The organism is Streptomyces sp. NPDC058955, assembly GCF_042741435.1.
Classification (GTDB): Bacteria; Actinomycetota; Actinomycetes; order Streptomycetales; family Streptomycetaceae; genus Streptomyces.
Window position 1 is genome coordinate 3,338 of the sequence record NZ_JBHYKM010000075.1, and the last position, 12,232, is coordinate 15,569.

General features: G+C 74.9%; 13 protein-coding genes and 1 pseudogene. 8 read left to right on the forward strand and 6 right to left on the reverse strand.

Features of this window, described 5'->3' with window-relative positions:
• Positions 1-143 precede the first annotated feature (143 nt).
• The 3 genes from ACFW1I_RS25210 to ACFW1I_RS25220 all read right to left on the reverse strand — a co-directional run bounded on the left by ACFW1I_RS25210 (position 144) and on the right by ACFW1I_RS25220 (position 3,968).
• The gene (locus ACFW1I_RS25210) at positions 144-722 is read right to left on the reverse strand and encodes a TerD family protein (RefSeq protein WP_169085885.1); all 579 of its coding nucleotides are present in this window, start codon (positions 720-722) and stop codon (positions 144-146) included.
• A gap of 138 nt (positions 723-860) precedes the next feature.
• Positions 861-2,999, reverse strand: a complete 2,139-nt coding sequence (gene uvrB, locus ACFW1I_RS25215) for an excinuclease ABC subunit UvrB (protein WP_384673928.1) — start codon at positions 2,997-2,999, stop codon at positions 861-863.
• A 72-nt stretch (positions 3,000-3,071) separates the two neighbouring features.
• A complete protein-coding gene (locus tag ACFW1I_RS25220) occupies positions 3,072-3,968 on the reverse strand; it encodes an MHYT domain-containing protein (RefSeq protein ID WP_384673931.1) in 897 nt (298 codons plus the stop codon).
• 292 nt (positions 3,969-4,260) lie between these two features.
• Here ACFW1I_RS25220 and ACFW1I_RS25225 point away from each other — a divergent pair, with 292 nt between their 5' ends.
• Positions 4,261-4,815, forward strand: coding sequence for a methylated-DNA--[protein]-cysteine S-methyltransferase (locus ACFW1I_RS25225; RefSeq protein ID WP_384673934.1), 555 nt, complete (start codon positions 4,261-4,263; stop codon positions 4,813-4,815).
• Between the two features lie 44 nt (positions 4,816-4,859).
• Positions 4,860-6,161: an MFS transporter gene (locus ACFW1I_RS25230; protein WP_384673936.1), complete on the forward strand. Its 1,302-nt coding sequence runs from the start codon at positions 4,860-4,862 to the stop codon at positions 6,159-6,161.
• A gap of 12 nt (positions 6,162-6,173) precedes the next feature.
• Here the strand turns inward: ACFW1I_RS25230 and ACFW1I_RS25235 are convergent, their stop codons facing one another.
• Positions 6,174-6,533: a cupin domain-containing protein gene (locus ACFW1I_RS25235; RefSeq protein WP_031002722.1), complete on the reverse strand. Its 360-nt coding sequence runs from the start codon at positions 6,531-6,533 to the stop codon at positions 6,174-6,176.
• A gap of 287 nt (positions 6,534-6,820) precedes the next feature.
• Between ACFW1I_RS25235 and ACFW1I_RS25240 the strand changes: the two genes are divergently transcribed.
• Both ACFW1I_RS25240 and ACFW1I_RS25245 read left to right on the forward strand, forming a co-directional pair.
• Positions 6,821-7,741 carry a pseudouridine-5'-phosphate glycosidase gene (locus ACFW1I_RS25240; RefSeq protein WP_384673939.1) on the forward strand — a complete coding sequence of 307 codons (921 nt, stop codon included), beginning with the start codon at positions 6,821-6,823 and terminating at the stop codon, positions 7,739-7,741.
• Positions 7,738-8,664 (forward strand): carbohydrate kinase family protein, encoded by a 927-nt coding sequence (locus ACFW1I_RS25245; protein WP_384673941.1) that lies wholly within the window; start codon positions 7,738-7,740, stop codon positions 8,662-8,664. Before ACFW1I_RS25240 ends, ACFW1I_RS25245 begins: the two co-directional genes overlap by 4 nt.
• Here the strand turns inward: ACFW1I_RS25245 and ACFW1I_RS25250 are convergent.
• Positions 8,656-9,303, reverse strand: coding sequence for a uridine kinase (locus tag ACFW1I_RS25250; RefSeq protein ID WP_384673944.1), 648 nt, complete (start codon positions 9,301-9,303; stop codon positions 8,656-8,658). The genes ACFW1I_RS25245 and ACFW1I_RS25250 overlap by 9 nt on opposite strands.
• Positions 9,304-9,331: 28 nt before the next feature.
• Complete coding sequence (locus tag ACFW1I_RS25255) at positions 9,332-9,811, reverse strand: hypothetical protein (RefSeq protein WP_384673947.1); 480 nt, start codon at positions 9,809-9,811, stop codon at positions 9,332-9,334.
• Positions 9,812-9,855: 44 nt separating this feature from the next.
• On the opposite strand from ACFW1I_RS25255, the gene ACFW1I_RS25260 reads away from it, so the two are divergent.
• The 4 genes and pseudogenes from ACFW1I_RS25260 to ACFW1I_RS25275 form a co-directional block, all read left to right on the forward strand.
• Positions 9,856-10,620 carry an SDR family NAD(P)-dependent oxidoreductase gene (locus ACFW1I_RS25260; RefSeq protein WP_384673949.1) on the forward strand — a complete coding sequence of 255 codons (765 nt, stop codon included), beginning with the start codon at positions 9,856-9,858 and terminating at the stop codon, positions 10,618-10,620.
• 13 nt (positions 10,621-10,633) lie between these two features.
• Positions 10,634-11,011, forward strand: coding sequence for a MerR family transcriptional regulator (locus tag ACFW1I_RS25265; RefSeq protein ID WP_384673952.1), 378 nt, complete (start codon positions 10,634-10,636; stop codon positions 11,009-11,011).
• A 58-nt stretch (positions 11,012-11,069) separates the two neighbouring features.
• Positions 11,070-11,528: a hypothetical protein gene (locus ACFW1I_RS25270; protein WP_384673955.1), complete on the forward strand. Its 459-nt coding sequence runs from the start codon at positions 11,070-11,072 to the stop codon at positions 11,526-11,528.
• A gap of 11 nt (positions 11,529-11,539) precedes the next feature.
• Positions 11,540-12,202, forward strand: a pseudogene (locus ACFW1I_RS25275) (DUF2293 domain-containing protein); the annotation flags it as partial.
• Positions 12,203-12,232 lie beyond the last annotated feature (30 nt).

The following is a 12,232-nucleotide window of genomic DNA, read 5'->3' on the forward strand; positions in this document are numbered from 1 at the left end:
CCCCGCCCCCGCCGGGCCGACAAGGTCACTGTTGCCCCCGGGGCGGGGTGCGGGGGGCTCTGGGGGGGCCGCGCCGGGGGGGCGGGGCCCCGGGGGGCGCGGCGGTGCCACGGCGGCGGGGCCGTGGGGCCCCGCCGGTCGGTCTACAGGTGCGGCAGGATCGCCGGCATCAGGTCCTGGAAGGTGCGGCCGTTGGCCGGGTTGCCCAGGGCCGTCATCTGCCAGCCGGCGCCGACCCGGTGCACCTTCGCCATGATCTGCGCGGTGTACTGGCCGCCGCCGTCCAGGGTGTAGCGGGCGAGCTCCTGGCCGTTGGTCTCGTCGACGATCCGGCAGAAGGCGTTCTGCACCTCCTGGAACGTCTGCCCGGTGAAGGAGTTCACCGTGAAGACGATCTGGTCGATGTGGACGGGCACCCGCTGGAGGTCGACGAGGATGGCCTCGTCGTCGCCGCCCTGGCCCACGCCGCCCACGAGGTTGTCCCCGGTGTGGCGGACGGAGCCGTCGTCGCTGACCAGGTGGCGGAAGAAGACCACGTCCACCGGCTGCTTCTCGGCGAAGAGCACCGCGGAGGCGTCCAGGTCGATCTCGCGGGTGCGCGACCCGAAGAGTCCCCGGCGCGGCGCGGCCTGCCAGCCGAGCCCCATCCGCACCTGGGTGAGGCTGCCCCCGCCCTGCTTCTCCAGGCTGATGGCCTGCCCCTTGGTCATGTTGACCGTCACGCGCTGCCCCTCTCGTTCGTTGTGGCAGCACCCTACGCAGGCCCACTGACAACGTGCCGGGCACGGCCCGGTTTTGTGTCGGTCTTGCAACACACCGGGCCGTCTCCGCCCCCGCCGGTCCCGGCCGGGACCGGCGTCTCACGCCAGGCCCGCCTCCTTCATCTGGCGCAGTTCCTTCTTGAGTTCGGCGACCTCGTCGCGCAGCCGGGCGGCCACCTCGAACTGCAGCTCTGCGGCGGCGGCGCGCATCCGCTCCGTCATCTCCTCGATGACCCCGGCCAGTTCGGCGGCGGGCCGGTCGCCGAGCTCCAGCGTCGAGCCGCCCTTGGCGCCGGCCTTGCCCGCCTTCGGGGCGTGCGCGGCGAGCGAGGGCACCGGGGACTTGGCGCCCTTGCCGTCCTTGGCCTGCCGGTAGCCGGTGCCGAGGAGCTGCTCGGTGTCGACCTCCTCGCGCGCGATGGTGGCGACGATGTCGTTGATCTTCTTGCGGAGCGGCTGGGGGTCGATCCCGTGCTCCTTGTTGTAGGCGACCTGCTTCTCGCGGCGCCGGTTGGTCTCGTCGATGGCCTGCGCCATGGCCGGGGTGATGGTGTCGGCGTACATGTGGACCTGGCCCGACACGTTGCGCGCCGCGCGGCCGATGGTCTGGATGAGGGAGGTGCCGGAGCGCAGGAAGCCCTGCTTGTCGGCGTCGAGGATGGCGACGAGGGAGACCTCGGGCAGGTCGAGGCCCTCGCGGAGCAGGTTGATGCCGACGAGGACGTCGTACTCGCCTGAGCGCAGCTCGCGCAGCAGCTCGATGCGGCGCAGGGTGTCCACGTCGCTGTGGAGGTAGCGGACCTGGATGCCGAGCTCCAGGAAGTAGTCGGTGAGGTCCTCGGCCATCTTCTTGGTGAGGGTGGTGACGAGGACGCGCTCGTCCCTCTCGGTGCGCAGCCGGATCTCGTGGACCAGGTCGTCGATCTGGCCCTCGGTGGGCTTGACGACGACCTCGGGGTCGACGAGGCCGGTGGGGCGGATGATCTGCTCGACGAAGCCGTCGGAGCGGGACAGCTCGTAGGTGCCGGGGGTGGCGGAGAGGTAGACGGTCTGGCCGATCCGCTCCTGGAACTCCTCCCACTTCAGCGGGCGGTTGTCGAGGGCGGAGGGGAGCCGGAAGCCGTGGTCGACGAGGGTCCGCTTGCGGGAGGCGTCGCCCTCGTACATGGCGCCGATCTGCGGCACGGTGACGTGCGACTCGTCGATGACCAGGAGGAAGTCCTCGGGGAAGTAGTCGAGGAGGGTGTTGGGCGGGGAGCCGGGCTCGCGGCCGTCGAAGTGCATCGAGTAGTTCTCGATGCCGGAGCAGGAGCCGATCTGGCGCATCATCTCGATGTCGTAGGTGGTGCGCATGCGGAGCCGCTGGGCCTCCAGCATCTTGCCCTGCTTCTCCAGCTCCGCGAGGCGGCCTCCGAGCTCGCGCTCGATGTCGTTGACGGCCCGCTCCATGCGCTCGGGGCCGGCGACGTAGTGGCTGGCGGGGAAGACGTAGAGCTGCTGGTCCTCGCTGATGATCTCGCCGGTCAGCGGGTGGAGGGTGGAGAGCGCCTCGATCTCGTCGCCGAACATCTCGATGCGGACGGCGAGCTCCTCGTACACCGGGAAGATCTCGATGGTGTCGCCGCGGACCCGGAAGGTGCCCCGGGTGAAGGCGAGGTCGTTGCGCGTGTACTGGATGTCGACGAAGCGGCGGAGCAGCTGGTCGCGGTCGATCTCCTCGCCGACCTTGAGCGGGACCATGCGGTCCACGTACTCCTGCGGGGTGCCGAGGCCGTAGATGCAGGAGACGGAGGCGACCACGACCACGTCCCTGCGGGTGAGCAGCGAGTTGGTGGCGGAGTGGCGCAGCCGCTCGACCTCCTCGTTGATCGAGGAGTCCTTCTCGATGTAGGTGTCCGACTGGGGGACGTACGCCTCGGGCTGGTAGTAGTCGTAGTACGAGACGAAGTACTCGACGGCGTTGTTCGGCAGGAGCTCGCGGAACTCGTTCGCCAGCTGGGCGGCCAGGGTCTTGTTCGGCGCCATCACCAGGGTGGGGCGCTGGAGCTTCTCGATCATCCAGGCCGTGGTGGCCGACTTGCCGGTGCCGGTGGCGCCGAGCAGGACGACGTCCTTCTCGCCGGCGCGGATGCGCCGGTCCAGCTCGGCGATGGCCGTCGGCTGGTCGCCGCTCGGCTGGAAGGGGGAGACGACCTCGAAGGGCGCCACCGAACGTTCGATCTTGGAAACGGGCCGCATGGGACCACCGTACGACCCGCCACCGACAGTCGGGGGGTGATCGCCGCGCGGCCGGGGCGCGGCGGCCCGGTGTCACCAGTCCTGGGAGCGGTGTCCGCCGCGCGGGGCGGAGCGGCGGGAGCCGCGGCCCGCGGGGCGTGCGGTCCAGTTCGCGGGCTCGCCGTAGCTGGGGACGTGCCGGGGGGCGGGGACCCCGGGGCGGTACGGGGAGCGGGCCGGGGCGCGCTGCCAGTCGGGGTCGCCCATGACGAGCAGCGGGTCGAACATGACGACGACGGCGGCCAGGATGAGGAAGACGGCGGGGCCGATCAGCATGGGCAGCAGCAGCGATCCGGCGGAGGAGCCCGCGGCGGCGGCCGGCACGGCGTGCAGGTGGACGCTGACGGCGGCCATGGCGGTGTAGTGCATGCCGCTGACGGCGACGCCCATGACGAGGCTGGCCCCGAGGCTGGCGAGGAAGCCGTGCACGGAGACCGCCGCCCAGAGGGCGGTGGTGGCGGCGACGACGGCGATGACCACGGAGAGCGCGACGGTGAGGGTGTCGTACTCGATCCGCCCCGGCAGCCGCATCCCGGCCATGCCGAGGTAGTGCATGGTGGCTACGCCGAGGCCGGTGATGGTGCCGCCGGTGACGAGGGTGAGCGCGGTGGCGCCCCGGTAGCCGACGATGAAGATGCCGATGCCGACCATCACGACGGCGACGCCGAGGCTGGCGAAGGTGATCGGCCGGTCGTAGTCGATCGGCGCCTGCTGGACCGAGAAGCCCATCATGGCGATGAAGTGCATGGTCCAGATGCCGGTGCCGATGGAGGTGGAGCCGAGCGCGAGCCAGCCGGCCTTGAAGGAGTCCTGGTGGCGCAGCGAGCGGGTCGTGCATCTCAGCCCCAGGGCTCCGCCGAGGCAGGCCATCAGAAAGGCCGCCACCGGCGTGACGATCCCGTAGCTGAATCCGTCGACCGTGCCCTGCATGAGCGCGTGCCCTCCCACCCCTGGCGCATGGACGTCCGAAAACAGTCGGTACCGCTGGGTAGTACTACCGGGGCGAGATTATGGCCCGTCCGGGGTCCGGTGAGCACCTGACCGGGGTTTTTCCGGTCGCGAGACCGGAGCGAGACCGGTCCGTGACCTGCGGAGGGGGTGCCGCCGCCGGTTCGCCGCCGATCCGGCGTTCTGGCCGGAGGGCGTCGGTGCCGGGCGGTGCCGGTCCGGGCGGCGGCCGGCGCGGGGCGGGGCTGTCGGTGCCGGGCCGTACGGTGAGGGCATGGACATCGAGGACGGAGCGCGGGGCGTCACCGCCGAGTGGGCGGTCGTGGACAGCGGCATCGGCCCGCTCTTCCTGGCGGCCACCGGGCGGGGGCTGGTCCGGGTCGAGTTCCACGCGCGCGAGGGGCGCCGGGAGCGGATGCCGGAGCGGCTGGCCGAGCAGCTGGGCGCCTCGGTCGTCGAGTGCGCCACGGGGCTGCTCGCGGAGCCGGTGCGGCAGCTGGACCGGTACTTCGCGGGCGTGCTGCGCGCGTTCGACCTGCCGCTGGACTGGTCGCTGGCGACCGGGTTCAACCGCCAGGTGCTGCGCGAGCTGGCCGACGGCGTCCCGTACGGCGCGGTGGTCGGGTACGGGGAGCTGGCGCGGCGGGTCGGGCAGCCGGGGGCGGCGCAGGCCGTGGGCGCGGCGATGGGCGCCAATCCGCTGCCGGTGGTGGTGCCGTGCCACCGCGTGGTGGAGAGCGACGGCGGCCTCGGGGGCTTCGGCGGCGGGCTGGAGACGAAGCGGAGACTCCTGGCGCTGGAGGGAGTGCTGCCGGAACCGCTCTTCTGAGCCCGGGCGTTCCCATCGGCCGGGGCGGCTGGCACACTCCGGTCGTGACCAAAACGCCCGACGCCCCTGACACCGCCGCCCACGGCGAGATATCCGTGCCGGTCGGAGCCGTCGCCCTGCCGGAGTTGCGCCGCCGGGTCCAGGCGGTGCTCGTCGCCACCCAGATCCTCGGCGGACTGGGGATCGCCACCGGTGTGGCGCTCGCCGCCGTCCTCGCCACCGAGGTGAGCGGTACGGACGCGCTGGCCGGGCTCGCCTCGACGGCCACCGTGGCCGGGCCCGCGCTGCTCGCGATGCCGCTGGCCGCGCTGATGGCGCGCCGGGGCCGGCGGGCCGGCCTGGTGCTGGCCTATCTGCTGGGCGCGCTGGGGGCCGGGATCGCGGTGCTCGGCGCGGTCGTGGGCAGTTTCGCGGTGCTGCTGGTGGGCCTGGTGGGCTTCGGGGCGGGGTCCTCGGCCAATCTCGCGGCCCGGTTCGCCGCCGCCGACCTGGCGGAGCCGGACCGGCGGGCGCGGGCCATCTCGACGGTGGTGTGGGCGACGACGATCGGCGCCGTCCTCGGCCCGAACATCGCGGCTCCGGCCGGGCGGAGCGTCTCCGGCCTCGGCATCCCGGTGGCGGCGGGCCCCTTCCTGTGGGCCGCGGTGGTGTTCGTGGTCTCGGCGCTGGTGGTGGCGGTGCTGCTGCGGCCCGATCCGCTGCTGACGGCGCGGGCGCTGGCGGCGGCGGACGAGGGCGCGGCGGCGGACCTGCCGGAGAACCGGTCGCTGCGGGCCGGGCTGCGCGCGGTGCGCGCGTCGCCGCAGGCGCGGATCGCGCTGGTGACGGTGGCGGCCTCGCAGACCGTGATGGTGTCGATCATGTCGATGACGCCGGTGGCGCTCACCCACCACGGCGCCGGGATCGAGCTGATCGGGCTCGTCATCAGCGTGCACATCGCGGGCATGTACGCGTTCTCGCCGGTGATGGGCTGGCTCTCGGACCGGCTCGGCCGGCTGGCGGTGATCGGCCTCGCGGTCGGGCTGCTGGGGCTGGCCGCGCTGCTCGCCGGGACGGCGGGGGCGAGCCACACCCGGGTCGCGGTCGGTCTGTTCGTCCTGGGGCTGGGCTGGTCGGCCGGTCTGGTGTCGGGCTCGGCGCTGCTGACGGACTCGGTGCCGCAGGCGGCGCGCGCGGCCGTCCAGGGCCTGTCGGACACGGTGATGAACACGGCGGCGGGCCTCGGCGGCCTGGCGGCCGGGGTGATCGTCTCCCAGGCGGGCTACGGGCCGCTCAACGCCCTCGCGGCCTGTCTGCTGCTGCCGATGGGCGCGCTGGCCCTGCGGGGCGTGCTCCGCAGGGCCTGAGCGGGGGCCGGGTCAGGGCAGGGTGATGTGGTACGCCTTGCGCAGCGTCTCGTGGACGGTCCAGGTGGTCCGGTCGCCCTCGCGCAGGACGCAGGCGTCGCCGGGCCCGATCTCCATCGTGGCACCGCCCTCGACGGCGACGGTGGCCCGGCCGCTGACGACGACGAAGAGCTCGTTCGCCTCGGTGTCGGTGACGACGCCGGGGGTGATCTGCCAGATGCCGCGCAGCTGCTTGCCGTCGGCGGACTCCCACAGCACCTTGCCGGTCACCTCGGGGGTGCCGGACACGATCTGGCCGGGGTCGAGCGGCTCGGTCTCGAGCTCGGCGTCGGGGATGTGGACGGCGAAGGAGGGGAGGTCGTGTGTCGTCATGGCCGGTGACTGTAGCCGGGCTCCCGGGTGGCACGTGACACCGGGACCGCGGAACGAATCCCTCCGATCGCGGCTCTGACCAGGCACGTTGCTCTCCCGGGCGGACGGCGACGGATTCCGCAGCGGGGTCCTGCCCGCCGCTCCGGCGGGGTCCGGGGCGGATCGGCCCGGTCGGCCGGACGCCCGGAAACCGAATCCGTACCCCACTCGCACCCCCGTGCGAAAGGGGGGTGGCGGGAGATCGCCAGAGGTGTTTGCGGGGCGCCCGGGCGGCCCAGAAATGGACCATGACCACGACCACACTGGTGTCCGAAGAGGTACGGGAGGCGCTCCGCGAGGGCCGCCCCGTCGTCGCCCTCGAATCGACGATCATCGCCCACGGCCTGCCCCGCCCGCGGAACCTGGCGGTGGCCGTGGAGCTGGAGGAGTCGGTACGGGAGCGCGGCGCCGTGCCCGCCACCATCGCCGTCGTCGACGGGGTGGCCCGGATCGGCCTCGACCGGGCCGGGCTGACCCGGATCGCCGAGGACCCGTCGGTGCGCAAGCTCGGCCACCGGGACCTGGCGCCCGCCCTCGCCACCGGCGCCACCGGGGCGACCACGGTCTCGGCGACGGCCCGGCTCGCCGACGCCGCGGGCATACGGGTCTTCGCCACCGGCGGGCTCGGCGGGGTGCACCGCGAGTGGCGCGAGACCCAGGACGAGTCCGCCGACCTGCGGCTGCTCGCCGAGGTCGGCGTCACCGTGGTGTGCGCGGGCGTGAAGTCGATCCTCGACGTGCCGGCGACGCTCCAGCGCCTGGAGACCCTGGGCGTCACGGTCGCCGGATACGGCACGGAGACCTTCCCCGGCTTCTACCTCTCCTCCTCCGGGGAGCCGGTCGACTGGACGCTGCGCAGCCCGGCGGAGGTCGCCGCCGTCATACGGGCCCGGGAGGCGCTGGGACGGCCCTGGTCGGCGCTGATCGTGGCCAATCCGGTGCCGGAGGCGGAGCAGCTGGACCCGGCGCTGCACGACCGGGTGCTCGCCCGGGGACTCGCCGAACTGAAGGAGAAGGGGATCACCGGGCAGGCGGTGACGCCGTTCCTCCTGGAGTACCTGACCACCCACACGGACGGCGCGTCCCTGGAGGCCAACCTGGCGGCGGTGCGGGGCAACGTCCGGCTCGCGGCCGAGATCGCGGGGGCGTACGCCGCGGGCGAGCGGTGACGGACGCCGGGGAGCCGGAGCGGGGCGGGGCGCTGCTGGTCGTCGGGGACGTCGTCACGGACGTGGTGGCCCGGCACCGGACCCCGCTCGCGCCGGCGACGGACACGGCGGCCGCGATCCGCACCCTGCCGGGCGGCGCGGGGGCCAACGCGGCCTGCTGGGCGTATCGTTCGGGCCTTCGGGAGGTACGGCTCCTCGGCCGGGTCGGCACGGAGTCGGCCGACTGGCACGAGCGGGCGCTGGTCGCGGCGGGCGTCCGCCCCCTCCTGGTGCCCGACCCGGACGCCCCGACGGGCACGGTGATCGCCCTGGTCGACGGGACCGCCGAGCGGACCTTCCTGACGGACGGCGGCGCCGTGCTCCGCCTCTGCCCCGCCGACTGGTCGGCCGGACTGCTGGACGGGGTGGCGGCGCTCCATCTCTCCGGCTACCTCTTCTTCGCCCCGTCGAGCCGGGCGGCGGCGCTCCTCGCCCTGCGGGACGCCCGGGCCGCCGGGACCCCGGTGAGCGTCGACCCTGCGTCGGCCGGCTTCCTGGCCGGGCTCGGGCCGGAGCGGTTCCTCGCGGCCGTGGCGGGCGCCTCCCTCCTGCTGCCCAACGCCGACGAGGCCCGGCTGCTCACCGGCGCGCCCGACGCGGAGGCGGCGGCACGGGAGCTGAGCCGCCGGGTGCCGCTGGTCGTGGTGACGCTGGGCGCGGCCGGCGCGCTGGTCGCCGAGGCCGGGGCGATCACGGCGCGGGTGCCGGCCCCGCCCGTGCCGCCGGAGCGACGGGTGGACTCGACGGGCGCGGGCGACGCGTTCACCGGCGCGTTCCTCGCCGCCCGGCTCGCCGGCGCGGACCCGGCGGAGGCGGCCCGGGCGGGGTGCGCGGCGGGCGCCGAGGCGGTGACGCTGGTCGGCGGCCGGCCCCCGTCAGTCTGAGCCGAGCGCCCCGAGCCCGGTCCAGGCCGGGTGCCGCGGATCGTCGGCCCGGACGACGACGTCGGCGGTCCCGGCCGGGTCGGTCTCCGCCTCGTACCGGGCGAAGGCGGGCAGCGTCCAGGACTCCTCGGACCGCCGGGCGAGGGCGCCTGGCGATAGACGCAGATGGACGCTCAGATCGAAGGGGAACCAGTGCCCGAGGAGGAACGGACCGTGGAGCAGCAGGACACCGCCGGGCGGCAGCGTCACATAGGGCGTGCGCGTCGCCCGGTCCTTCACCGGGTCCCACAGGTCGGGCAGGATCCGCCCGTCCCCGCCGGGCTCCAGCGGGGTGAACACCTCCCGCCACAGGGCGCCGGTGTCGGTCCAGCCGTCGTAGTACGCGTCGGGATCCTGCCTGCCGTGCTCGAACCGCAGCGACGCCGGCCGCAGGAACCCCCCGGTCCCCACGACACACACCGGGCGCCCGCGGTCCCGGAGCTGCTCCGCGAGCAGCGCGGCCAGCTCCGCGCCGCCCGCGGCGGGCGCTCCGTCGACGGCGACCTTCAGCCGGTCGCCGCCGTCGCCGGGCGCGAGCCGGTCCACGTGCCTCGCCAGCCGCCCGGCCATCCGGCCCCAGGTGATCGCCTCGTATCGCATCCCGCCCATTCTGCCCTGCGCCCGCCCCTCACGGCCGGTCCGGCCCGTCCTCCCCCGGCCCCCGCACCGCCACCCCGAGCCGCCCGGCGACCCGCGCCGCGACCGCGAACGGCCCGTCCCACGCGTCCTCCTGCCACCGGGCGAGAGCCGCCCGCTCCCCCGCCCCGCCCACGGCGTCCAGCAGCAGGATCCAGCCCCAGCTGTCCCCGTCCCACTCCAGCTCCAGTGCGGCGACCCGCCACCCGAGCGCCCCCGCCCGCGCGGTGAGCGTGTCCGCGTCCCGGGCCGGCGGCGGCACCAGCCGGTCGGCCAGGATCTCCTCCCGTACGTGGACGAGGTCGAGGCAGGCGTACAGCCCCGGTCGCGGGCGCAGCCCGGCGTCCAGGACCTCCCGGGCCGCCATCAGCCGGGCCCGCCGCACCACATGGGCGTCGACCCGCTCCCGTACCGCCCACGGCAGGGCGGCCCAGAGCACGTGCGGCGGAGGCGAAGGGGCGTCGTCGGACATGGGCTTGACCTTGTCACTGGCGTCACGGTTCCACCATCGGATTCATGGACACCAACGACACCACCTCCAGCACCCGCGTCGTCCTCGTCACCGGCGCCGGGACCGGCATCGGCCGGGCCACCGCACGGGCCTTCGCCCGGCAGGGCGCCACCGTCGTCGCCGTGGGCCGCAGGCCCGGGCCGCTGCGGGAGACCGCCGCCGAGGCGCCCGGCGCGATCCACCCGTACCCCGCCGACATCACCGCCGAGGGCGCCCCCGAGGAGCTGGTCCGGACCGTCCTCGCCGACCACGGCCGCCTCGACGTCCTCGTCAACAACGCGGGCGTGGCGGGCGGCGGCCTCCTCGGCACCCTCGACCGGGCCGTGATCGGCCCCCTCCTGGAGACGAACCTGATCGCGCCCGTGCTGCTCACCCAGGCCGCGGTGCCCGCGCTGCGCGCCTCCCGGGGCGTGGTCGTCAACGTGACGACCACGATCGGTCAGCGCGGCTGGCCGGCCAGTTCCGTCTACCCGGCGACCAAGAGCGCCCTGGAGACGCTCACCCGCTGCTGGGCGGTGGAACTCGCGCCCGCCGGGATCCGGGTGGTGGCGGTCGCCCCCGGCGCGATCGAGACACCGATCGCCGACCACATGGGGCTGACGCCGGAGCAGCGGCGGCAGACCCGGGCCTGGCAGGTGGCCCACACCCCGCTCGGACGGATCGGCCGGCCCGAGGAGGTCGCCTGGGCGGTCACCGCGCTCGCCGCGCCCGAGGCCGCCTACCTCACCGGGACCGTGCTCCCCGTCGACGGGGGCGCGCTGGTCGCGTGATACGACTGCGGGGGTGCGCATCGGTGAACTGGCCCGCAGGACGGGCGTGTCGGCGCGGGCCCTGCGCCACTACGAGCAGGCGGGGCTCATCGCCTCGGCCCGCGCGGCCAACGGCTACCGCGTCTACGAGGAGGCCGCGGTCGTCCGCGTCGCCAACATCCGGTACCTCCTCGACGCCGGGCTCACCCTCGACGACGTGTCGGCCTTCCGCTCCTGCCTCGACGGGGACCTGCCGTCGGTACGCCCCTCCGCCCGCGGCCTGGAGATCGCCCGCGAACGCCTCGCGGTGCTCGACGCGCGGATCGCGGCCCAGACGGCGGCCCGCGACCGGCTGGCGACGGCGCTCGCCGACCGGTCCGGCAGTGACGCAACCACCCCCGGAATGTCATGATCTGACGGTCCGAAGGATCTTCGGACGGTCGGAACGGCTACGGGAGGGACCACCGGTCATGGAAGCGGCGCTGATAGCGGTGGCGGGCACGCTCCTCGGCGTGATCGCCACCCACTGGTTCCAGGGACGGATGACCCTGCGCACGGCGGCCCTCGCCCGCAACGAGCAGCTCCGCCAGGAGCGGATCGCCACCTACAGCACCTTCGCCGGCGCCGTCGTCGAGTACCGGCACAGCCAGAACGACCGCTGGTTCCGGGCCGTCGAGGAGCCCGGCTCGGACGAGGCCGAGGAGTCCCGGCACGCCTCCTACCGGCAGCGGACCGCCGCCCGCCAGGCCCTCTTCCGCGTCCAGCTGATCTGCGACGACGCCGACGTCCGGCGGCTCGCCGAGGCCGCCTTCCAGCAGACCCACTGCATGCACGAGGCGGTGGGCACGGCGGACCGGGCCCGCCGGTCCGACGAGGCCAAGGAGGCCCTCTCCCGGTTCATCGCCGCCGCCGCGCCCGGACTGCGCTGAGGACGGCGGCCGTGGACCTCGTCGCCCCCGTCGTCGTCGAGCCGCTGCGCCGCCGCCGCTGCTCGGAGTGCCGGCGGGGCCCGCTGGAACGGATGATCGTCGAGTACGGCCGACCGGTCTGCCTGGACTGCGCCGACCTCGGCCACCTGGTCTTCCTGCGCCGGGGCGACACCGCGCTCACCCGGCGCGCCCGGGAGCGCAGCACCCTGTGGGCGGTGGTGGTACGCCACAACCGGCGCCGCACCCGGTACGAGCGGCAGGGGCTGCTCGTCGAGGAGGCGGCCCTCGCGCTGGCGGAGGCGGCCTGTCTCGCCGACGCGGAGGCCCGGGCCCGGCGCCGGGCCCGGGACGCGGAGCGGCGGGCGGTCCGGGACGCCGGGATCACCGAGGCCCTGCGGGTCGAGATCCTGCGGCTCTTCCCCACGATGCCGCTCGATCGGGCGGCCGAGATCGCCGACCACGCCTCGGCGAAGGGCAGCGGCCGGGTCGGCCGGACGGCCGCCGGCCGGGCCCTGGACCGGGGCGCCGTGACGGCCGCGGTCCGCGCCTCGGTGCGGCACCTGGACACGCCGTACGACACGCTGCTGATGAGCGGGGTCCCCCGCCACCGGGCCCGCACCACGGTCGCCCCCGCCATCGAGACGGTGCTCCGGGCCTGGCGCGCACCGGGCTCACGGGGGCGCGGAGACGCGGACGCGCCCGGC